Origin of the sequence: Arthrobacter alpinus, assembly GCF_900105965.1 — a bacterium.
Taxonomy (GTDB): Bacteria; Actinomycetota; Actinomycetes; order Actinomycetales; family Micrococcaceae; genus Specibacter; species Specibacter alpinus.
Genome location: NZ_FNTV01000001.1, coordinates 3,835,617 through 3,857,005, shown reverse-complemented (window position 1 = coordinate 3,857,005; position 21,389 = coordinate 3,835,617). Strand labels below are relative to the sequence as shown.

Sequence of the window (21,389 nt, the reverse complement as noted above, 5' to 3'; positions counted from 1 at the left end):
GGAAACTTCGGGGAATTCCACAGGGCATCGCCTAGGCTTGAGAAATGACCAATGACTCCTCCCTCACCGAAGACCAGACCGCCAAGGTCATCGCCCTAGCCATGGATTTGGCGCGAGAAGGAAAATCCGCCGAACTGGCTGATTTTCTGGATCACGGGATCAGCGTTGACGTTCAGGATGCAGAAGGCAACACCCTGCTGATGTTGGCCGCCTACAAAGGCCAGGCCGACGCCGTGTCCATGTTGATCAGCCGCGGCGCCAACGTTGATATCCGCAACGCCCGGGATCAATCCCCGATTGCCGGCGCCTTGTTCAAGGGCGAGGATGCGGTGGCCGCGCTGCTGGTCGCCGCCGGAGCCGATCTCGACGCCGGAACCCCGTCGGCCCGCGCAGCGGCAGCCATGTTTGGCCGCGAACACCTCCTCGGCTAACGCACCCCTCAACCGACGCCCTTTAAAGTACGACGGCGGCGCTTGCCTTTCGCAGTGAAGCGAAAGGCAAGCGCCGCCGTCGTACGTCGTTAAGGACTAGGCCTTGGACGCCTGGTGGGCCTCGATGGCCTTGCGAACACCTTCACCGTAGGCGGGATCGGCCTGGGTGCAGTTGAAGATGTGGCGCTCAATGGTGGCCTGTGAGGCACCGTCGATGGCGCGAGCGGTGTTCTCGAAGAGCACCTGACGCTGCTCGTCCGTCATCTTCTCGCGGAACAAGATGCCGGGCTGCTCGAAGTAGTTGGCATCGTCTTCGCGGAAGTTGAAGCGGTCAGCAACGGCGCCAATGGCCTGTGCCGGATCGGCGTAGGCCGGCTGCTCGGGCCAGCGGCCGTATGAGTTCGGCTCGATGCCGGGGGTGCGGCCCTGGTTGCCATCAACGCGGCCTTGGCCGTCGCGGTGGTACGTGTTGACGCTGTTGCGCGCGGCGTTGACAGGGATCTGGTGGTGGTTGACACCCAGGCGGTAGCGGGCGGCGTCGCCGTAGGAGAACAGACGGCCCTGAAGCATGCGGTCCGGGGAGAAGCTGATGCCGGGAACAACGTTGGCCGGGGTGAAGGCGGACTGCTCAACGTCTGCGAAGTAGTTCTCGGAGTTGCGGTTCAGTTCCCACTCGCCAACCTCGATCAGCGGGTAGTCCTTCTTGGACCAGACCTTGGTGAGGTCGAAGGGGTGGTACTTGTAGGTGTCAGCGTCAGCCTCGGGCATGATCTGGACCATGAGCTTCCACTTCGGGAAGTCACCGTTCTCGATGGAATCGAAGAGGTCGCGCTGGCTGGACTCGCGGTCTGCGGCCACCACTGCGCCGGCTTCGGCGTCGGTCAGGTTCTTGATGCCCTGCTGGGTGACGTGGTGGAACTTGACCCAGAAACGCTCGCCTGCGGCGTTGATGAGGGAGAAGGTGTGCGAGCCAAAGCCGTGCATGTGGCGGTAGCTGGCCGGGATGCCGCGGTCGGACATGACGATCGTGACCTGGTGCAGGGACTCGGGCAGGTTGGTCCAGAAGTCCCAGTTGTTCTCGGCGCTGCGCATGTTGGTGCGGGGATCGCGCTTCACTGCGCGGTTCAGGTCGGGGAACTTCAACGGATCGCGGAAGAAGAACACGGGGGTGTTGTTGCCAACCAGGTCCCAGTTGCCCTCTTCGGTGTAGAACTTCAGGGAAAAGCCGCGGATGTCGCGCTCGGCATCGGCAGCGCCGCGCTCACCGGCAACCGTGGAGAAGCGGGCAAACATTTCCGTCTGCTTGCCAATCTCGGAGAAAATGTCAGCCTTGGTGTATTTGGTGATGTCGTTCGTGACCGTGAACGTGCCGAAGGCGCCGGAGCCCTTGGCGTGCATGCGGCGCTCGGGGATGACCTCACGGCTGAAGTGGGCCAGTTTTTCAAGGAACCAGACGTCCTGCAGCAGCATCGGGCCACGGGGGCCGGCGGTGAGGCTGTCCTGGTTGTTGGCAACAGGTGCGCCGGCTGCCGTGGTCAGGGGGGCGGTGTTTTCGATAGTCATCTTTACTTATCGCTCCTAGATGTTGTCGGTTCTTGTTCGTTCAGAAGTCTTTTGGCGGCGCAGGCAGGGCACGTGCCCCAGTAAATGACCTCGGCTTCATCAATGGTGAATCCGTGGTCATTTGAGGCATGCAGGCAAGGAGCCGCGCCCAGGGCGCAATCCACGTCGGCTATGTCCCCGCAGGAGCGGCACACCACGTGGTGGTGGTTGTCGCCCACCCTGCTCTCATAGCGGGCAGGCGAACCCGAAGGCTCAATGCGCCGCACCAGATGGGCATCGACCAGTGCCCCCAGGACGTCATAGACGGCCTGTTTGGATACACTGCCCAATTCCGCGCGCACGGCACCAATGACGGTGTCTGCATCCGCATGCGGATGCATCCCGACCGCCTCGAGCACGGCAACACGGGGACGCGTGACGCGCAGCGGGACTGCACGCAACATTTCCTCGTAGTGCTCTTTGGTGACCATGTGTCAATTGTGAACCCTTTTTTGGACTCAGTCCAGTAAGGAGTCCCTAAGTCGCGGCCGCCGATTCCCCCACACCAGGGGTTGCTCGGGCGGATACCCACAGTTGCTGGAGAGTCCCTGGCGCAGCCGCGGCGCTGTCCATAAGCTCTAGAGGCATGGAGACATTCAATGGCATTCCCACGGCGGCCCTTGATTTTTATGCGGCCCTTGAAGACAACAACAATCGCGAGTGGTGGCTGGAGCACAAAGACCAGTACGACGGCGCTGTGCAGGCCCCGCTTGCGGCCCTCCTGCGCGAGCTGGAACCCCGTTTTGGTCCTGGCAAGATATTCCGCCCGTACCGGGACGTGCGCTTCTCCCCCAACAAGGAGCCCTACAAGAGTGCTCAGGGCATGTTTGTTTCCAACCATGAAGGCGTGGGGTTTTACCTCCAAGTCAGCGCCGATGGCCTACTCGTGGGAGGCGGCTACCGTTCTGTTGCCCCGGCCCAGCTGGCACGGTACCGGGCCGCCGTGGATGCCTCGGCCAGTGGCAAGGGGCTGGAAACCATCATGGCTGGGCTCGTGGCTGCGGGGTTCACCATTGAAGGGCAAACGCTCAAGACAACCCCCCGCGGCTACCCCAAGGACCACGCCCGCCCTGAGCTGCTAAAGCACAAAACACTGAGCGCTTCGCTATCACTGGGGAGTCCTGACTGGCTGGCGACTGCGGCTGCTCAGGGTCACATCGAAGAGTATTGGGAGCGGCTGCGCCCGCTTGTTGACTGGGTCATTCGCTACGCAGCGCCGTAATTGCCTGGCACCCTCGAGCCCCTGAAACGCTACTCCGGGATGCGCCGGAGGTAGTAACGCATGGGGGCCCGGCGGATTCCGCAGGGGGTGATCTTGACCAGCACCGAGACAAGTTTGAAGAAGCTCGTAAGTATCCGCCCTTTCCCTGATGTCCAGGTAAAGCCGTACATGTCCCGGACTTGGGGAGGCAGCAAACCCGCCGTTAGGAAGCGGGCCAGCGGCATGAGCACGCGGGCCCATCGCGGAGCGTTTGCAGCTGCCAATAGTTGGGCCGCCACGTTCGCGACCGTTTGATCCACGCTCAATGTTGCAAGCTGTTTGTCCCAATAGCTTGCAAATTCTGCGCGGGATGCGGGCCAAAGGTTCGCGGGCATCCCCAGGGCAGTTCCAAGGACTGCGTAGCTTTGATACACGGACTCCGCATCATCGTCCGCGAGGGCGGGGAACACAAGTTCATGCACCTGGCATGCTGAATCATAAAGGGTAGCGGCAACCCATAGCTGCTGCTGCGGATCTGAAGCATCGTAGGCGGGGACATCCGGGGACCCTCCGGATCTGACCGGCCGATGCGCGCGCTGGACTTGCCGCTGCACGCTTTTGCGCTGTGCCGGCGTGCCGTTGCTCAGGGCGTAGATGTAGCTCAGTGTCCCGTGCAGGCGACGCAGCGGATCGGCGGAAAAGCTCGAATGATCCGCCACACCGTAGCCCACGGCGGGGTTGGCCAATTGGAGCAGGATCGCCCTGCCCGCGCCGGCCAACAGAACTGCTTCCGGGGCCATATCGGCTATGGTTTTCAACACCGTGGCGGCGTTGGTCGTTTCATGCTTCATATGTTCCAGCGTACGCGGAGCCTCACTATCGTCGAGGCCCCGCGCTTGGCCGGCCCCTAGCCGAGGTTGCTGGGTTGCGTGGTCGCGAGTCCGGCCGCTTCTTCACGGCGCAAACGGGAGTTCCAATAGCCGTAGCTGAAGTAGAACACGAGTCCCACAGCAAGCCAGATGGCAAAGAACACCCAAGTCAGTGTGGCCAGGTTCAACATCAAGTAGATGCACAGCAGTGCCGAAAGAACAGGGATGACAGGGCCGAAGGGAACCCGGAAGGCAGGCTTGAGGTCGGGCCGCTTGTGGCGGAGGACCAGGATGCCGATGCTGACCATGACGAAGGCGCTCAGAGTACCGATGTTGATCATTTCACTGAGCACTTCAACAGGGGTGAAGCCAGCAAGAATTCCAACGAAAATACCGCTGAGGATCTGGGTGCGGGCAGGCGTTGAATGCTTTTCCGAGGTCTTGCTCAGTCCACGGGGCAGGAGTCCGTCACGACTCATGGCCATCATGACGCGGGCAAGACCCATAAGGAGCACCATGATGACAGTTGTCAGGCCAATCAGGGACCCCAGGGAGATGACCACAACGGCCCAGTCTGCACCCACCAGTGAGAATGCTGTGGACAGTGAGGGATCATCTGCCTTCGCAAGATCCTCATATGACACCATTCCGGTGACCGCCAGGGTGACAAGGATGTACAGGACCGTCACAACGGCCAGACCGGCAAAGATGCCTCGGGGCAGTGTCTTGGCCGGGTTCTTGACTTCCTCAGCGCTGGTGGCCACGACGTCGAACCCAATAAACGCAAAGAACACCAGGGCGGCGCCCGAGACGATTCCTGCGAATCCGTAGATCGACGGCTCAGCCCCGGTCATTAGAGACAGGAACGGTTGCAGCTGCCACGAGGTCTCCGTGACTGCGCCGGGTTGGGACGGGGGCACGAACGGTGTGTAGTTCTCAGCCTTGACGTAGAAGAAGCCCACGACGATCACGAACAGGACAATCCCGATCTTGATCAGCGTAAACACGTTATTGATACGCGCCGCCAGCTTGGTGCCCATCACCAAAACAAAGGTGAAGACGGCAACTACAACCAGCGGTCCCCAGAACACGGTGACCGGCCCCAGCGCGAAGTTGGAGGGGACGTCTATGTTCACGGCTTCAAAGAAGTTGCTCAGGTAGATGCCCCAGTATTTGGCAATCACCGACCCGGCCATGAGAAGTTCAAGGATCAAATTCCAGCCGATAATCCATGCCAACAGCTCACCAACGGTGGCGTATGTGAACACATAAGCACTGCCGGCAACAGGGATCGCCGTGGCAAATTCTGCGTAACACATGATCGCCAAGGCGCAGGTGATGGCAGCCAGGATGAACGAAATGGACACGGCAGGTCCAGCATGGTTCGCCGCCGCATTGGCGCCGACCGAGAAGATTCCTGCACCCACGGCTACAGCTACACCCATGATCATTAGATCCCAGGTAGTCAATGATCTCTTGAGACCATGGCCGGGCTCTTTGGCATCGGCGAGGGAATGCTCGATTGATTTGGTTCTGAACAGGTTCATGGAAATCGCTTAATCCTCAGGTATTTTGGAACCCAATAACAATAGCGAAGCACTATCAGAATAATTGTATTTGGCAGATTTCATCTCGCATTGTGGGACTAAGATCTTGTCATCTTTTGTCACAGAGCTATTTGGGTCGCAGCCACCCGGTGTATTTTTCGGCGCCATCTGCTGATGCGTCGATTTTCACGAAATACCCATCAGCGACGATCGGAGTCATCACGCTGACCAGAAATCGAGCCTCCGCGGCTGCCCATGCCGGTGCCGTGCAAGTACTTCCCACGGTGAAAATGGTGGACGAATCTACGCATGTCCAGCCCACGGGAGCCGTCACAGGAACAGCCTGCCCGGCCCAAAGCCTTGGAATCGAAAAGGTGACGGCGGGGCTGGTGACATCGAGACCATGATTCACCAGGTCGATTTGAAGCCTGCTCTGCGAACCATTCTGTGCAAGCACCTTGCCCCTAGCAGTGAACGGCGTCGGTGAGGGCGTTGGACCCTGTGAGGGCGTTGGTTCAGCAGTGGCCGACGGCGTTGGTTCGGGAGTCGGCTCTGCAGTCGCCGGCGGCGTGACTTCAGGAACAGTTGTCTGTGCGGGCGTCGGTAGCCCGGAGGGCGTTTGCGTAGGGGTTTCCCTCGGATTCGGCGTTTCGCCGGAGCCTGATGAGGGAGAGGCCGGCGCCGGTGAGACGGTCATTTCGACAGCAGGCATGGGAATCGGCGTTGGCTCCTGGACCGGCGTTGTTTCCGAAGGGCTTGATGGGGCGACAGTGGTGAAAATGACTCCGGGCAGCTCGCCCTCCACTGCCTGTCCCGGGTTTGTCTCAGGCGCAGCTGCCCAGTATTGCGGCGCCGGGACGCTGGCTCCGCCAGCAGACAAGTCCTCCAGAAGGTCCGAATTGTCAAGCCCGGCTCCTCCTGGAAGCACCAAGGCAACGGCCACGAGTGCACCGGACAGGGCAACGGCGGAGGCTGTCACCATCACTGCGCCACCAATCGATGCCGTGCCCGACCCTAGCGTTCGGGTCCCGGTCAGCGGCGCGGAAGCAACTCCGGCGATCAAGCCACTTGTTTGCCCAGCCGCGGCAAGACCCACCACTGCAGGAAAAATGACAGTTCTCATGCCAACGCCGACATCCTGGATGTGCATCAGCAAGGAGGTGCACTTCAAGCAGCCCTCCAGGTGGTCCGCCACTTTAGTGGCACGTCCGCGCGTTAGCCCACCCCGGGCGTAGGCCCCCAATCGCTTCGAAAACTCGGCACAACCGTCATGGGCGGAGGAAATATGGTTCTGCAGATAAGCCTGCTTCAGCCCTTCCCTGGCCCGGACGGCCAAGGCAGCCACAGCGTTCGCCGAAATTCCAAGCATGGGTGAAACGGCAGCTGGAGAAAGCCCATCCACTTCTGTGTACCAAAGCACGGCTTGCCATCGTTCCGGCAGGTCCTTGAATGAGCGGCCCACGACGTCCCGCTCAAAGGAGGCTACGGCCGGGTCTTGGACCGGTTCCACCGCCATAACCGATTCAAGATCGTCTACTTCAACTTGCCGCCCATCAACTGTGCGCTTGGCAGTAGCCAACCTTCGCAGGGTGGTGAGTAGGTAAGCGCGGAAAAAAACCGTGGGACCGTTCCCATTGCGGATGGCCGCCAGGACATTGGCGAAGGCGTCGGCAACAAAATCGGAGGCGTCCGTTGAGTTGCGGGCATAGCTTTGGGCTGTGGCCAGGGCTGCGCCACGATGCCGTTCATAGAGATCTGCATATGCCCCAGCGTCACCGTCTCGGACTCGTTGAATCAACCGCTCGTCACTGTTCGCCGTGCAGGCATCGTCTAGCTCTTTGCCCAAGTCATTCAAGGCGTTCAACTCCTTCGTCGATCTGCTGTCCCCCGAGCCATGGCTATTCTACCTATCTGCCAGAACCAAGCTGTGAGTGCAAAAGGCGAAATCATGACGCGAAAATTGATAACTTTTTGAAAACTTTTTCGGTACCCCAAGGAGCTGTTAAGTGCCGAAGTCGCGGGCTGCCCGGAGGAGTTCTCTGGGCAGCCCGCGACGGCCAACTTACTGGTGCAATGGTTCTCTAGTGTGCCCGGCGAGTTCGTCGAAGAGCCAGGAGCAACAAGCCACCAATCAGCAACAGGCCACCAAGAACTGCTGGCAGTGCTGCGGAGGATCCTGTGTAAGCCAAGTCATCTCCAGCCGATGCTGGCGCGATCGATGTTGAAGGCGCAGCCGGAGTTACTGGCACCACCAAGGCTTTCGGTGTACCCGGGGCGGAGGGAATTACTGAGGGACTCGGCGTCTCAGCCGGCTCCGGTGTCACGGTCGGCGTCTCAGTCGGCTCCGGTGTCACGGTGGGCTGTGGCGGAACAATGTCCGTGGTGGTGCAGGGGAGCTCCTGGACACAGGCGGAAGGCGGGACCTCTCCGGTACCCGTGACGGCGTTGATAAGTGTTGCATTGAAGGCGTCGCCGTTGACCTTGACTTGGTAAGTCAGGAGAGCTGATTGCCCTTTTGCCAAGGTGAGGGGGCCTGCCGAAAGAATGCCTGCCAATGGATCTGACACAGCGGTGCCAGCAGCTCCGCCGATGGCCAGGGTCGCCGAACCCGTGACGTAGGTGGCGTGCTCCAAAACAGCTGTCAGGTCATCGCGGAAGGAGATGCCGTCTACAGCCTGTTCGCCCGTGTTGCTCGCTGTTACGGAGTAGGTGATGGTTTCACCTGGGTTGACGGTGCCGTCCGTGTCAGAGGACTTCTCCATCGTCCAGGACTTGACCGGCGCCTTGTTGGTAACCGTGCACGAGGTGATGGAGCCGGCTGTGGCCGTGATAGCAAAGCCGACATTTCCGGCGTCGCCGGTGTTGACCACCTCAAGTGGCTGGCCATCTCGGGTGCATACAGCGTTGTAGCCGCTTTTCTGCACAACCGTGTAGCCGTCCTGCTGCCGTTCCTTGATGGTCACGGTGACCGGTTCCTGTGCGGGGAAGTTCAGGCTCATTCCGGCCTGACCGTTGACGTTGGTGGTGAGGGTTTTCGTCTCGGATCCATCGGCAAAAGCATCAAATACCCAGCCTTCACCGGGTGTCGTGGCCGTGGAATCGTGGGCCTCAACGGACTTGTTTATGTTCAGCGTTCCTGTGCATCCGGCCGTTGCGATGTCCTTGAGGGTCGCAGCCAACTGGTCATAGTTGGTGGTGTAGAAATCGGAATCGGGAACGGGACCGGTGATCTGCGACAGACGATCGGCGTCGGCGCCCCTGACACCCACGCCGATGATTCGGGTTCCGGAGTCCTTGAGCACATTCGCCTCTGGGATAGCCGCATTTAGCGACTCAGCGGGGTTGCCGGCCGAATCGTTTCCGGTGCCACCAGTGCCATTGGTTCCGTTGCCACTCTGGTTCAGGGGATTTGCACCGTAGAAGGTGGGCACGCCGTCGGTAAAGAAGATCACGCCGTCATAGGTGTCCTCGGGAACAATCTTCAGACCCTGCTGCCAGTTGGTGCCACCGTGCCAGGTATTGGCATCGCCTGGGCGAGTCAGGGCATTAATGCTGCTGACTACGCTTGCGGCGCCTTGTTCCGAGGCCAAGGAGGTGGCGGTGAGTTCCTGCTTGGCGAAAGTTGCGAAGCTGTAGACACCCATGGTCGTTCCCGTGCCGGACAATGCCGCAACTGCCTCAGCGCTGGCTGACTTGACCGTGCTGACATCGGAATCGCTCATGGAGTTTGAAAGGTCAAAAACCAGGGCAAGATTCAGCCCACATTTCTGCGGCAACGCCGGGTTGGGCGACACGCTGGCAGCTGCCGACACAACGGAGGATGAATCGGGACTTGCGATAGCCGGCAAAGCACTTGCCGCCATCGTGCCCGCAACGGCCACGGCCGCAACGACTCCCGCCACTTTGTGTCCCCGCCAAAGGTTTCTTCTCATCATGTGTAGCTCACTGCTTTCCCTCATGCCAACCGCAATTCCGGTTTGGTCATGTATTGAGAGTGGAGCCGTGAGCAATCGTGACGAGAAAAACGATCGAAAGTTTTGAAGGACGTTGAGGTGGCTGCGAGCGCGGCGTCTACGTTCTGGAGATCTTCACCATCTCATCGCGATCCACAACCTTGACGCGCTCCCGAACTATGTCAAGGCCGGACGCCGGGATGAAGCTTGCACCCAAGTCTTTCTCATGGGCATCGAGCCTGCTCCAACCCTCCCACGTTGTGTACTCAACGCCCCGGGATTCCAGCAAATTGACGATTTCAGATTCACCTGGCCGTTCCGGAACGGGAAGTCCGCTCCTGTCTTCCAGGAGGCAGCCGATGGTTTCCAAGGCATCACCTTTGGTGTGCCCAATGAGACCAACAGGACCTCGCTTAATCCACCCCGTTGCATACAGCCCTGGCACCTGGGTGCCGTTGGCATCCACCACGCGCCCGCCGTCGTTAGGGATGATGCCGCGGCGGGCGTCAAAGCCAACCTCCGGGAGTTCGGAACCGAAGTAGCCTACGGCCCGATACACGGCCTGCACCGGGTAGTCGATAAACTCCCCCGTGCCGCGAACGTTTCCTGTCCCGTCAAGCTCATTACGCTCAAAACGGATGCCTGAGACCTTGCCTTCCGTGCCGACAATCTCCACCGGGGTGTGCAGGAAGTGTAGGTGTAGACGGCGTGAGGCAGGGGTTTTGGAGTCTCGCTCGTCTTGCTCAACCAGCCAGTTGGTGAGTGTATTGACCATGATTTTGATCTGGTTGTTGCTCTTGATGGCAGCGTCCGAGGCTTCGTCGAAATCAAAGTCCTCCTCATAGAGGACAATGTCAACGTCGCGGGAATGTGAGAGTTCGCGCAGTTCCAGAGGGGTGAACTTCACCTGTGCTGGGCCTCGGCGGCCGAACACATGCACGTCGGTCACGGGCGAGGCCAACAGGCCGGCATAAACATTGTCCGGGATCTCGGTGGTCAGCAGATCATCAGCGTGTTTGGACAACACGCGTGCAACATCCAGGGCCACGTTGCCATTGCCAATCACGGCAATTTCCTTCGCGGTCAGCGGCCATTCGCGGGAAACATCCGGGTGGCCGTCGTACCAGGAGACAAAGTCTGCACCACCGTAGGAGCCATCCAGCTCTATGCCGGGGATATCGAGCACGGCGTCCTTCGTAGCGCCCGTGGCGAAGATGATGGCGTCATAGAAGGAACGCAGCTCGGACAATGTCACGTCCCGTCCGTACGTGACATTGCCGAAAAAACGGATGTCGCCACGGTCCAGCACCTTGTGGAGGGCGTTCATGATGCCCTTGATCCGCGGGTGGTCGGGTGCAACACCGTAGCGGATGAGGCCATACGGGGCAGGCTGGGACTCAAATAGATCAATACTGACATGGACGTCGCCGCCGGATACTTCTTGAGACTTGGTCAAGATGTCGGCCGCATAGACACCGGCCGGTCCGGAACCAATAATGGCGACGCGGAACGGGCGAGGGGCGAGGTGAGTAGCCAAGAAAGGAGTCCTTCCGAACTGTGAAGCGCAACATCAGCCTAGTACTGGATCAACTGTTGCACACCCGGGCACCAATTTTGCGCTCCGTTCCTGTGCCATTTGGGTTGCAGGGCCCGTTGATCGCGCCGTTTTCCATTACCGCCATGTCCAATCAATGCCAAGTGGCCGTGGACTATAAACGTCATGAGTGTTGTTATGGGGATTGTGACTCCCAGCCAAGCTAAGACAGACCGCATTCCCACCAACCACCCGAAGACCGCCAAGCCGGCAAGATCAGAAGCCGCGACGGGCGTCCTTTATGGCGTTGGAGCCTATGGCCTGTGGGGCATGATGCCCATCTACTTCATGCTTCTCCTACCGGCCAACAGCATCGAAATTGTTGCCAATCGAGTGGTCTGGTCGCTGATCTTCTGCGCCCTGATCATTACGCTCAGCCGCGGTTGGGGGAAAATGGCGACGGCGTTCAAGAGCCGTCGCATTCTGGGAACGCTGACAATTGCTGGGTTTTTGATTGTCATTAACTGGTTGACCTATGTCTTTGCCGTAACAAGTGGCAACGCCATCGAGGCCTCTCTTGGCTACTTCATCAATCCCCTGGTGTCCGTGTTGATCGGGGTCATCGTGCTGAAGGAGAAGCTCCGGCCTCTGCAGTGGGTAGCCGTGGGCATCGGTTTCGTGGCGGTGGTGGTCTTGACGTTCAGTTATGGCAAGTTGCCATGGATTGCGCTGGTGTTGGCCGCAAGCTTCGGAACCTACGGATTCGTAAAGAACCGTGTGGGCGGCAAGGTCGATGCCATCACGAGCCTGAGCGTTGAAACCGCGGTGCTAACCCCGTTTGCCGTGGCCGCCATGGTGGTGGTGACCGTCCTGGGGCAGGCCACGTTGACGGGCTTGGGCCCCGGCCACTTCTGGCTCATGGCCTCTGCCGGCATTGTCACTGCCGTTCCGCTGTTGTTCTTTGGCGCCTCAGCCAGCCGGTTGTCCATGACCGGAATAGGCTTGCTGCAGTTCATGACCCCGCTGATTCAGTTCCTTGTGGCCATCAATCTTCTGGGCGAGCACATGAGCGTGGAACGGTGGATAGGCTTCTCGATTGTCTGGGTAGCCTTGAGCATCTTGATCGTGGACATGCTGATTAACTACCGCCGCACGTCCAAGTTGCGCCGAACCGCCCCGGTCCAGGGATAACTTGAAGAACAACCTCAAGCGAATAAAGGGAAGGAACGCCCATGGCTCTGGAGGAATTTGATCTGCTGGTGATTGGTGGCGGGAAAGCTGGCAAGTCGCTGGCCATGGATTCGGCGGCCGGCGGCCAACGGGTTGCCATGGTTGAGCGTGGCATGATCGGCGGCACGTGCATCAATGTGGCCTGCATCCCCACCAAAACCCTTGTCAACAGTGCACGACTTCTGGCTACCGCGCGCCGGGCCGCCGAGTTCGGCATCCTGGATGGCGGGACCCCTGCCATTGATCTCGCCTTGTTGCGCGCCCACAAAGAATCGGTGGTGGCCACCATGGTGGCTGGCCAACGCAAATCTTTCCTGGCCTCGGGCATGGAATTGGTGATTGGCGAGGCCCGGTTCACCGGACCCCGCACGGTTGAGGTGACTGACGACGCCGGCACTCACCGCACGCTGCGCGGCACCAAAGTTGTGATTAACACGGGGATGGTGCCACTGGTTCCAGACATTCCCGGTCTCCGGGCCACACAACCCTTAACGAGCACCACGATCCTTGAGCTGGCCGAGCTTCCTGAGAGTCTGCTCATTCTCGGTGGCGGCTACATTGGCTGCGAATTTGCATCCATGCTCGCCATCATGGGGGTGGCCGTGACCTTGGTTCAGCGCGGCAAGGCATTGTTGCCGCGCGAAGATGCGCAGGTTTCGGCGGCTCTTGCTTCCGCGTTGGAGGCCGACGGCGTGTCCGTCCGCCTGGGCGTCGCAGCCGAATCGGTGGCCCGTTCCATCAGCGGTGTGAGCGTAGCCCTTTCCGACGGCTCACAGGTGGATGCCGCGGAAATCTTGGTGGCGGTTGGACGCACTCCGGTCACTGCGGCGCTGGGACTGGAGGAGGCAGGCGTGGAGCTGACAGACCGCGGCCTGGTGCGTGTCGATGACTCCCTTCACACCACGGCGGAGGGCGTGTGGGCGGCCGGCGACGTGGCGGGAACGCCACAGTTCACGCACGCCTCATGGAATGATTTCCGGATCCTCAAAGCCAACCTCGCCGCCGGCCCCGATGGAACCTTGCAAAGCACCCGGGACAGGCTCATTCCCTATTGTGTTTTCACAACCCCTGAATTGGGACGGGTGGGCCTTTCCGAGGCCCAGGCACGTGACGCCGGACATGACATCCGTGTGGCGCGGATGCCAGTCTCAGCCATTCCCCGAGCCCGGACAGTGGGCCACTTGGATGGCGTGTGGCAGGCAGTGGTGGAACGCGGCACGGACCAGATCCTGGGAGTCTCACTTCTGGGCCACGACTCAAGCGAAGTGATCGCCGTGGTTCAGATGGCCATGCTCGGAAAACTGCCCTATCAACGGCTCCGCGATGCTGTCATCGCCCACCCCACCATGGCGGAGGGCCTGCAACTACTGTTCAGTGACGCATTCCTGGAGGCGTAGGTCCACCAGACCTGACTGCTAGATCCCCTGCTTCTGGAAGTCTCGGGGAACTACCACCATGGGCACGGGCAGCGCGCGCAAGATCTTATTGGCCGTGGATCCGAGGAAGATCTTCCGGTTCTCAGCCAGCCTGCTGGAACCAACAATGACCAATTCCCCCGATTTCCAGCCGATCCCGTCAATTGCTTCTTCAATGTTGCGCCCGTGGGCAAGGGTGACGGTGACCTTGGTGTCCGGCAGATCTGCCGCAGCCTTGGCGAGCACCGTGTTCACGTGCTGCCGGGCGGGACTCAGGGCATTGTCCAGGCTGAAGTCGGTCTGCTCCAGCTGGTCCAGTTCCACCACGGAAACCAAGCGCAGCGGCACATGGCGGCGCCCGGCAGCGGTGGCGCCGACGTCGAGCACGGACTGCCAGCCTTCCCGCGTTCCAATCATGGCGGTGAGGCGCGTGAGCGGCTCCCTGCGGTTATACCCGCGCGGGGCGAGCGCCACGGGCACCGGGGATGCGTGCAGCAACCCGTTGGCCACGGAGCCCACCGTGAAGCGTTTGAACAAGCCGTTGCTGGCCGCGCCCACCACGATCAGGGCGGCTTCGTCCTCCTTGGCAGCATCGATCAAGCCGTTGATGAAGGACTCGGAAACTCGGGTGGAGAACGTGGCCTCGACAGCGTCCGGAACCATGGCCAAAGCGTGTTTCTCCATGTCTGGATCGGCAGCCTTACCGCCGTGAACCACGTTGACAAGATGTAGTTGTGCACCCTGAGTCCTGGCGATGACTCCAGCAAGGGCCACGGCATCGGCGCCGCGCTCGTCAGGCCGGTATCCGACAACATATTTCATGAATCAACCCTTCGACGGTGCGCTTTCCCAGTACCTGGCTGGCGGCATCCTTGCATTCGTAGCACTGACTGTACAGCGGGAGAGGCCTCAGGCAACAGGCTTTGTGGATTTTGAGAGCTAACCTTCGACGTCGGATGGCGGCTCTTGCGTCAGCCCCGCCAGGGCGGCTCGCACTGTGGTGCTGAGAACCCCCACGGCAAGGACGGTCAGTCCTGCCGCCAGCAAACACGGTGCAAGTACCGTGACAGTCTCTGTCCATGGCTGCAGCATGGTTATGCCGCCTTCACCAGCCACGGACCTGGCTGCTACCGAAGGGAAGATTTGGGGAGCCAACCCTGCGGCGATTGCCAACGCTGCGAACAGTGCTCCGGCCTTGATTGATCGGGCTCGAGAAAAGGCCTGGTGCGCCACCAAATCAACGTCGTCTGTGACCCCTTCCGTTTCGGTGAACCGCCACACCCGAGGCACTGAAACGAGTGCAGCAATCACCACCAACCCCACCCAAAGGAGCGCCGGTGCAATCTCAGGCAGCGCTAGGGACAAAGGCAGGCTCAAGACATAGGAGGACGGCATGCCCGTCTCTGCATCAACAACCAGGACAGGACCCATGGGTGTTGGGAAGATCTGGCGGCCAAACTGGGCAACGACGCCGCATATGAGCAGCCCCGCACCGAAAACCCCCAGACATGTCCGGATCCGGTTTTCACGTTCAGCGCTCAATCGCGAAATCATGAACATCACAAAAATCAGGAGCGAGAGGCCTGCGGTCAACAATGGCGTGGCAAGCGGATAAAGAGCCAAGGCCCACGATGCATTCCGGGCATTCGGCACCAGTTCTTGTTCAAGGCTGACAGTGACCGGGGCCAAATATTGCGCTGCAAAACAAAAAACCGCGGCCACCACCAGAACGGCACCAAAGGCCATGGGCCCTCTCCAAACAACCCACGGACTCTTTCTTATCTGCCCCGCCGCCCATCCCGGCCCGGTGAGGGCAGGCATGGGCGGAGCTGGCTTCGGCCGGATTGGCATGTCCGTTCCCGATGGTGCTGGCATCTCTGCCTGAACCAGAGTCGGCGGTGGTGAGGACGCCGGCGTCGCCCCTGGCTCACCACCGGGCTGGAACATGGCCGGGTAGCGTGCGTCGAAGCCTTGTTTGCTCATGATTCTTCCCCAGCTTCACTGCTTTCTTCCCTGCGTGCAGCGGCCGGCGGTGAAGTTGCCAGGATGAGCGCACCCCACAAGAGAACTCCGGCACCCACCATGACCAGCGGTCCCCCAGCCTGCGCCACCGCATTGGGCCACGGGTTTGTCCAGGACTCATAGTCACCAGTTGTGATGGCCTCCCCGTGCGACTGGAGAGGGTAGAGGGAGGTAGCAAACCAGGCCCACAACGCCGCTGCAACGAGCACAGCGCCCATTACAAAGGCGGTCTTGGCCGAATAAACGCCGCCCCTCGGCTTGCCTTCGGGGCTGGTGACGGCAACCACGCTGAGGATGCACAATCCCACGGTAAGAAACGGCGCGGTGGCCCACTGGAACATCATGGACCACTGAATGGGAACTACGTTTTCCTGCTCTTGATAAGGCTGGTAGAACAAGTCCGGCCACAGCGTGGTACTGAAACACGCAATAGTTCCACCAACAAGCGCAACTGTCCCCACGAGGGCTGCAGCGCCTCGCAGCCACTGGCTCCGATAATGGCGTGAGCCCAGGACAAAAGCAGCCGCGAGCATGCCTAACGCCGCGGTGGCCAATGCCGGAGCGCCGGGAAGGATGGTGTAGCCCCATGGGCTTGCCACGACGCCCGGTCCATTCGTCGTGGCCCACGTGCTAGAAGACGGAATGAAGGAAACTGCCAGAAAGCAAAATGCTGCTCCGGCAAAAGTGACAAGAACAGCGATGCTGGCGATGATCCAGGATCTCGCGCTCCATCCAGGCTCAGGCGTCTGGGTGTCGGCTGCGGTGACAGGAATTACTTCTGGGGTGGCTCCCAGGGCATCCTCACTGTCATTCGTTACCGGAGCAGGCGTGACTAGTCCGGCGGACGGGGCGGGCAAAGCTGAAGGAGGCTCCGACGTCGCCCATGTTTCTCCGCCGGGTTGAAACAACGCCGGATACCGATGATCAAAGCCCTGATTGCCCATGCCACCCCAAAGTGCCGAGTCGGAAACAGAATATTCCTCCCACAATACCCAGCCGTCTTGAGATTTAGGGCAACCACAAAATAGGGAGGCGCTTGTTCCGGACGAATTCCCCGGCACAAGCGCCTCCCTATCGCATCATTCGCGCAAGGCTAGACGGAGCGGATAGCCTCCACGAGGACGTCCAGGCCGTCGTTCAGGAGCTCGTCACTGATGACCAGCGGCGGGAGCAGCCGGATGACGTTGCCGTAGGTGCCACAGGTCAGGATGATGACGCCGGCCTGCAGGCAGGCACCGGCTATGGCTTTGGCGGCTTCGGCGTTGACTTCCTTGGTGGTGTTGGCCGTGCCGGGCTTGACCAGTTCGATCGCCATCATGGCGCCACGGCCGCGGATTTCGCCGATGATGCCGGCCTCGCCCATTTCTTCAACGAGAGCGTTGAAGCGGTCGGTGACGATGCGCTCGATGTTGGCGGCACGGCCGTTGAGGTCGTGCTCCTTCATGGTCTTGATGGCTGCCAGTGCGGCGACGCAGGCAACGGGGTTTCCGCCATAGGTGCCGCCGAGACCACCGGGGTGCACGGCATCCATGAGGTCGGCGCGGCCGGTGATTGCAGAGAGCGGCAAGCCGCCACCGATGCCCTTGGCCATCGTGATGATATCCGGAACAACGCCCTCATGCTGGGAGGCGAACCACTCGCCGGTACGGCAGAAGCCGGACTGGACCTCGTCGGCGATGAAGACCACGCCGTTCTCCTTGGCCCATGCGGCCAGGGTGGGCAGGAACCCGTCGGCCGGGACAATGAAGCCTCCCTCGCCCTGAATGGGTTCGATCACGATGGCGGCAACCGAGCCGGCGCCGATCTGCTTCTCGATCATGGTGATGGCGCGGCGGGCTGCCTCTTCACCCTTGATGTCGGCTTCCTCGCGGTACGGGTAGCTCATGGGCACGCGGTAAATCTCGGGTGCGAACGGACCGAAGTTCGTCTTGTACGGCATGGCCTTGGCGGTCAACGCCATGGTCAGGTTGGTGCGGCCGTGGTAGGCGTGGTCGAAGGCCACGATGGCGTCGCGGCCCGTGGCCAGGCGGGCTACCTTGACCGCGTTCTCCACGGCTTCGGCGCCGGAGTTGAACAATACCGTGCGCTTTTCATGGGTGCCGGGGGTCAGCGCGTTCAACTCTTCTGCCACGGCTACATAGCTTTCGTAGGGCGTGACCATGAAACAGGTGTGGGTGAAGTGGCCAACCTGCTCGCGGACGGCGTCGACCACGTTTGCGTCCGAGGCACCAACGCTGGTCACGGCAATGCCTGAGCCCAGATCGATGAAGGAGTTGCCGTCTACGTCCTTGATGATGCCGCCGTCGGCGTCTTCAACGTAAACCGGCACGCCCGAGGCAACGCCGGCAGCAACAACTGCCTTGCGGCGGGTCTCGAGCTCCACGGACTTGGGTCCGGGGAATGCCCCTAAGATTTGGCGTTTCTGGGCAAGGCGGTACTGAATATCGCTCATGGACATTCCTTTCAAAATGATGGAAGTGGGGTAATTCTTTCCCGGCTCTCGGTGTAACAATGAGGCCGGAATGGCGCTATGCGTCGAGGTTGCTCATGACGTGCTTGATCCGGGTGTAATCCTCGACGCCGTACATGGAGAGGTCCTTGCCGTAGCCCGACTGCTTGAAGCCGCCGTGGGGCATCTCGGCCGTCAACATGATGTGGGTGTTGATCCACACGGCACCAAAGTCCAGGTCTCGAGAGACACGCATGGCAACTCCATGGTTGGAGGTCCAGACGCTGGACGCGAGAGCATAATCAACGTCGTTGGCCATTTCTACTGCTTCTTCCTCGGTCTTGAAGGTCTGAACGGTGATGACCGGCCCGAAGGTTTCCTGCTGGACAATGTCATCACTTTGCTTGACACCATCCACCACGGTGGGCTCGAAGAAGAAGCCCTTCTCCCCCACACGCTTTCCGCCCGTGACAATGGTTGCGTAATCGGGGATGTTCGCGACCACTTTGACGACGTCGTTGAAGTGGTTCACGTTGTTCAGCGGGCCAAAGTAGTTCTTGGATTCGTCCGGGTTGCCCGTTTCCAGGCCCTTGGCGGCGGTAGCCAGTGCTGCGACAAATTCCTCGTGTGCTGATTCTTCAACCAGCACCCGGGTGATGGCGGTGCAGTCCTGGCCTGCGTTGAAGAAGGCGAACTCTGCGATTTCCTGGGCCGTCTTGCCGAGGTTGGCATCGGCGAAGACAATGGCTGGCGCCTTGCCACCCAATTCAAGGTGTGCGCGTTTGAGCCCCTTGGCCGCGCCCGTGGCCACGGCGATTCCGGCTCGCACGGAGCCGGTGATCGACACCATGGCGGGTGTTTTGTGGTCAACCATGGCCGCACCGGTGCCACCATTGCCCAGAACAAAGTTCAGGACACCGGCCGGCACAATGTCCTTGGCGATGTCTGCAAAGACAAGTGTGCTCTCGGGGGTGGTGTCGCTGGGCTTGAGCACCACGGTGTTGCCGGCGGCCAGGGCCGGGCCAATCTTCCAGACCAGCATGAGGAAGGGATAGTTCCACGGGGTGACCTGTGCAATGACGCCAACAGGTTCGCGGCGCACATAGGAAGTGAAGTTCTCCATGTACTCGCCAGCGGAGCGACCTTCCAGAAGGCGGGCAGCACCGGCGAAGAAGCGCAGTTGATCAGCGCCGGCGGCCACTTCCTCATCGGCGATCATCTGCTTGACCTGGCCGGTATTGCGGTGCTGGGCTTCAACCAAGTCGCTACTACGCGCTTCAATGGCATCGGCCAGTTTCAGCAGTACGCTTTGGCGTTGCCCCGGTGTTGCATGCTTCCAGCTCTTGAACGCCGTGGCCGCCGCCGTCATGGCCGCATCAACATCAGCTTGGCTGGAGATGGGAGCCGTGGCAACGATCTCCCCGGTGCTGGGATTGACGATGTCTAGGGATTCGGTTCCGGTAACGGGCACGAATTCGCCATTGATGAAGTTCTGCAAGGTCTGGACCACGGTGTTCAACCTCTTATGTTTGAAGTGGGTGATGCGGATTACGTACGGCTTATGCGAAAGCCTAAGCCAGCAACAACGCAACCATGAATAGCCAACTGCACCACAGCCGCCACTTCTCATAGTGCGTTTGTATAGTTGATACATGGCACTTTCCTTGGCAGACCTCTTGGCTGTTCCCACCTTGCAATTGAAGAATCTGGGTTCCACCCGGACCCCGTTGTCAGCCGCTATCGATTGGGTGGCGGTGACCGAGCTGGAAAACCCTCAGTCGTTCCTGAGCGGGGGCGAGTTGGTTCTCACCACGGGAGCGCGCCAAGGCACCGCCGATGCACAGCGGTCTTTTGTCCGCCAGATCAAGAGGGCAGGCGCCGTCGGCATTGGTTTTGGCATTGGATTTGAACATGACTCCGTGCCCTCGGCCCTCATTGCCGAAGCCAACCGGTGGTCCGTTCCAGTGGTCGAGGTCCCCTACATCACCCCGTTCATTGCGATCGGAAAGCTCGTCGCCGACGCCCGTTCCTCGGACCACTACACCAAACTGGAACGTCTGCTGCGCGAGCACCAGGTGCTGGCCCGAACACTGTTGACCGGCGGGGGTTTGCCTGCGCTGCTTCAAAAGCTCTCTTCCATGGTGGCTGCCAATTTGGTCATCACCCAGTACGGCAGCGAGGTTGCCGCCACGTCTCCGGACCTCACCCCGGACGACGGCGCTTGGCACGCCGTCGCACTTTCCACCGGCAAGCGTGACGCCAGCACACTGTGGCTTCACAAACCTTTCCATGATGACGGAATTGTTGATTACGCCCGTGGACTCATCAGTATTGAGTTGAATAACTTGGTACAACGGCGGCAAAGTGCGCGCCAGATCGCCGGTCAGGCCATCGCCGATATTGTTCGGGGCACGCTCAATGCGGCAGATTCAGCAGCACGCCTGGACAATTTGGGCATCTCGCCGGCGGCAAAGAACTTTGTCCTTCTCGTCAGTGTGGAAGAAGGAAAGTTCTCGACCCTGTCAACGATTACCCTGCCAACCGGATTTGAGAACGCAATTGCGGCCACGATCAGCTCCGAGGGCAGGCAGGAATTGCTCCTAGTAGTCCCCACTCATGCAGGTGACCCCGCCGTCCTCGGCAGGGATCTTAGCCACCAAATGCACAATGTGGGAATTACGGCCCCTGTGGGTATCGGTGGCGCATATCCCCAGGCCAATGGCCTGCGGTGGAGCTATTTTGAGGCTCGAGAAGCCACGACTCGTGGACTGGAGGTCAATGTCCCTGAACGGTTGAGCCTGACATCCCTTCTCTTGGCCAGTGGTGATGTTCCCATGGCCGATATGGCGGCGGAAGCCTTGGGCCCGCTCACCGATTTCGACGACGCCCATGGGGCCGAACTGGTCGATACCTTGGAAACGTTTCTGCGGCTCAATGGATCTGTGGCTGCCGTGGCGGAGGCCTTGGCTCTGCACCGAAACACGGTCCGTTACAGGCTCACACAGATCGCTGAGCTCACGGGGTATGACCCCGCCCTGACGCCTGACCGGGTCCAGCTATGGCTGGCCCTTGCGGTACGGCGGCTTTCACCGCAGGCCTAACCAGGAATTCCGCAGCCGTGTTGCCACAGCATACG

The 21,389-nt window shown here is 60.4% G+C and carries 18 protein-coding genes; 6 read left to right on the top strand and 12 right to left on the bottom strand.

The genetic code is table 11. The features are described 5' to 3' along the window. Positions 1-44: 44 nt before the first annotated feature. Complete coding sequence (locus BLV41_RS17650; protein ID WP_074712772.1) at positions 45-431, top strand: ankyrin repeat domain-containing protein; 387 nt, start codon at positions 45-47, stop codon at positions 429-431. 96 nt (positions 432-527) lie between these two features. Here BLV41_RS17650 and BLV41_RS17645 read toward each other — a convergent pair whose 3' ends face one another. Together BLV41_RS17645 and BLV41_RS17640 are read right to left on the bottom strand one after the other, a co-directional pair. After that, a complete protein-coding gene (locus BLV41_RS17645; protein WP_074712771.1) occupies positions 528-1,994 on the bottom strand; it encodes a catalase in 1,467 nt (488 codons plus the stop codon). Positions 1,995-1,996: 2 nt separating this feature from the next. Next, positions 1,997-2,464, bottom strand: coding sequence for a Fur family transcriptional regulator (locus tag BLV41_RS17640; RefSeq protein WP_074712770.1), 468 nt, complete (start codon positions 2,462-2,464; stop codon positions 1,997-1,999). Between the two features lie 155 nt (positions 2,465-2,619). On the opposite strand from BLV41_RS17640, the gene BLV41_RS17635 reads away from it, so the two are divergent. Next, complete coding sequence (locus tag BLV41_RS17635; protein ID WP_074712769.1) at positions 2,620-3,255, top strand: DUF2461 domain-containing protein; 636 nt, start codon at positions 2,620-2,622, stop codon at positions 3,253-3,255. Between the two features lie 29 nt (positions 3,256-3,284). On the opposite strand, the gene BLV41_RS17630 is transcribed toward BLV41_RS17635, so the two are convergent. The 5 genes from BLV41_RS17630 to BLV41_RS17610 all read right to left on the bottom strand — a co-directional run bounded on the left by BLV41_RS17630 (position 3,285) and on the right by BLV41_RS17610 (position 11,140). Beyond that, positions 3,285-4,085, bottom strand: coding sequence for an oxygenase MpaB family protein (locus tag BLV41_RS17630; RefSeq protein ID WP_083360855.1), 801 nt, complete (start codon positions 4,083-4,085; stop codon positions 3,285-3,287). 56 nt (positions 4,086-4,141) lie between these two features. Further along, positions 4,142-5,650, bottom strand: coding sequence for an amino acid permease (locus BLV41_RS17625; RefSeq protein WP_074712768.1), 1,509 nt, complete (start codon positions 5,648-5,650; stop codon positions 4,142-4,144). Positions 5,651-5,777: 127 nt separating this feature from the next. Next, positions 5,778-7,505 carry an RNA polymerase sigma factor gene (locus BLV41_RS17620; RefSeq protein ID WP_170835495.1) on the bottom strand — a complete coding sequence of 576 codons (1,728 nt, stop codon included), beginning with the start codon at positions 7,503-7,505 and terminating at the stop codon, positions 5,778-5,780. Positions 7,506-7,731: 226 nt separating this feature from the next. Beyond that, positions 7,732-9,552 carry a DUF7927 domain-containing protein gene (locus tag BLV41_RS17615; protein ID WP_074712766.1) on the bottom strand — a complete coding sequence of 607 codons (1,821 nt, stop codon included), beginning with the start codon at positions 9,550-9,552 and terminating at the stop codon, positions 7,732-7,734. A 169-nt stretch (positions 9,553-9,721) separates the two neighbouring features. Next, positions 9,722-11,140: an FAD-dependent oxidoreductase gene (locus BLV41_RS17610; protein WP_074712765.1), complete on the bottom strand. Its 1,419-nt coding sequence runs from the start codon at positions 11,138-11,140 to the stop codon at positions 9,722-9,724. 183 nt (positions 11,141-11,323) lie between these two features. On the opposite strand from BLV41_RS17610, the gene rarD reads away from it, so the two are divergent. After that, on the top strand, positions 11,324-12,328 hold the full coding sequence (rarD, locus tag BLV41_RS17605; RefSeq protein WP_083360853.1) for an EamA family transporter RarD: 1,005 nt from the start codon (positions 11,324-11,326) through the stop codon (positions 12,326-12,328). A 41-nt stretch (positions 12,329-12,369) separates the two neighbouring features. Beyond that, complete coding sequence (locus BLV41_RS17600) at positions 12,370-13,764, top strand: dihydrolipoyl dehydrogenase family protein (RefSeq protein ID WP_074712764.1); 1,395 nt, start codon at positions 12,370-12,372, stop codon at positions 13,762-13,764. A gap of 18 nt (positions 13,765-13,782) precedes the next feature. On the opposite strand, the gene BLV41_RS17595 is transcribed toward BLV41_RS17600, so the two are convergent. Next, positions 13,783-14,604: a universal stress protein gene (locus BLV41_RS17595; RefSeq protein ID WP_074712763.1), complete on the bottom strand. Its 822-nt coding sequence runs from the start codon at positions 14,602-14,604 to the stop codon at positions 13,783-13,785. Here BLV41_RS17595 and BLV41_RS22830 point away from each other — a divergent pair. Further along, the gene (locus BLV41_RS22830) at positions 14,603-14,725 is read left to right on the top strand and encodes a hypothetical protein (RefSeq protein ID WP_280138635.1); all 123 of its coding nucleotides are present in this window, start codon (positions 14,603-14,605) and stop codon (positions 14,723-14,725) included. The genes BLV41_RS17595 and BLV41_RS22830 overlap by 2 nt on opposite strands. On the opposite strand, the gene BLV41_RS17590 is transcribed toward BLV41_RS22830, so the two are convergent. The 4 genes from BLV41_RS17590 to BLV41_RS17575 all read right to left on the bottom strand — a co-directional run bounded on the left by BLV41_RS17590 (position 14,722) and on the right by BLV41_RS17575 (position 19,763). Continuing rightward, entirely contained in the window at positions 14,722-15,765 is a 1,044-nt protein-coding gene (locus BLV41_RS17590) for a hypothetical protein (protein ID WP_170835494.1), read from the bottom strand. The two genes, BLV41_RS22830 and BLV41_RS17590, sit on opposite strands and share 4 nt — an antisense overlap. Beyond that, positions 15,762-16,661, bottom strand: coding sequence for a hypothetical protein (locus BLV41_RS17585; protein WP_139244375.1), 900 nt, complete (start codon positions 16,659-16,661; stop codon positions 15,762-15,764). Before BLV41_RS17585 ends, BLV41_RS17590 begins: the two co-directional genes overlap by 4 nt. A 236-nt stretch (positions 16,662-16,897) precedes the next feature. Beyond that, a complete protein-coding gene (gene gabT / locus BLV41_RS17580) occupies positions 16,898-18,256 on the bottom strand; it encodes a 4-aminobutyrate--2-oxoglutarate transaminase (protein ID WP_425284281.1) in 1,359 nt (452 codons plus the stop codon). 76 nt (positions 18,257-18,332) lie between these two features. Further along, positions 18,333-19,763: a gamma-aminobutyraldehyde dehydrogenase gene (locus tag BLV41_RS17575; protein WP_074712759.1), complete on the bottom strand. Its 1,431-nt coding sequence runs from the start codon at positions 19,761-19,763 to the stop codon at positions 18,333-18,335. Between the two features lie 142 nt (positions 19,764-19,905). Here BLV41_RS17575 and BLV41_RS17570 point away from each other — a divergent pair, with 142 nt between their 5' ends. Then, a complete protein-coding gene (locus BLV41_RS17570) occupies positions 19,906-21,354 on the top strand; it encodes a PucR family transcriptional regulator (protein ID WP_074712758.1) in 1,449 nt (482 codons plus the stop codon). Positions 21,355-21,389 lie beyond the last annotated feature (35 nt).

What these genes read in the sequence shown, in the direction of transcription:
- BLV41_RS17650 (WP_074712772.1), top strand. Translation starts at nt 45, where the DNA reads ATGACCAATGACTCCTCCCTCACCGAAGACCAGACCGCCAAGGTCATC.
- BLV41_RS17645 (WP_074712771.1), bottom strand. Translation starts at nt 1,994, where the DNA reads ATGACTATCGAAAACACCGCCCCCCTGACCACGGCAGCCGGCGCACCT.
- BLV41_RS17640 (WP_074712770.1), bottom strand. Translation starts at nt 2,464, where the DNA reads ATGGTCACCAAAGAGCACTACGAGGAAATGTTGCGTGCAGTCCCGCTG.
- BLV41_RS17635 (WP_074712769.1), top strand. Translation starts at nt 2,620, where the DNA reads ATGGAGACATTCAATGGCATTCCCACGGCGGCCCTTGATTTTTATGCG.
- BLV41_RS17630 (WP_083360855.1), bottom strand. Translation starts at nt 4,085, where the DNA reads ATGAAGCATGAAACGACCAACGCCGCCACGGTGTTGAAAACCATAGCC.
- BLV41_RS17625 (WP_074712768.1), bottom strand. Translation starts at nt 5,650, where the DNA reads ATGAACCTGTTCAGAACCAAATCAATCGAGCATTCCCTCGCCGATGCC.
- rarD (WP_083360853.1), top strand. Translation starts at nt 11,324, where the DNA reads ATGAGTGTTGTTATGGGGATTGTGACTCCCAGCCAAGCTAAGACAGAC.
- BLV41_RS17600 (WP_074712764.1), top strand. Translation starts at nt 12,370, where the DNA reads ATGGCTCTGGAGGAATTTGATCTGCTGGTGATTGGTGGCGGGAAAGCT.
- BLV41_RS22830 (WP_280138635.1), top strand. Translation starts at nt 14,603, where the DNA reads ATGAATCAACCCTTCGACGGTGCGCTTTCCCAGTACCTGGCTGGCGGC.
- BLV41_RS17595 (WP_074712763.1), bottom strand. Translation starts at nt 14,604, where the DNA reads ATGAAATATGTTGTCGGATACCGGCCTGACGAGCGCGGCGCCGATGCC.
- BLV41_RS17590 (WP_170835494.1), bottom strand. Translation starts at nt 15,765, where the DNA reads ATGAGCAAACAAGGCTTCGACGCACGCTACCCGGCCATGTTCCAGCCC.
- gabT (WP_425284281.1), bottom strand. Translation starts at nt 18,256, where the DNA reads ATGAGCGATATTCAGTACCGCCTTGCCCAGAAACGCCAAATCTTAGGG.
- BLV41_RS17570 (WP_074712758.1), top strand. Translation starts at nt 19,906, where the DNA reads ATGGCACTTTCCTTGGCAGACCTCTTGGCTGTTCCCACCTTGCAATTG.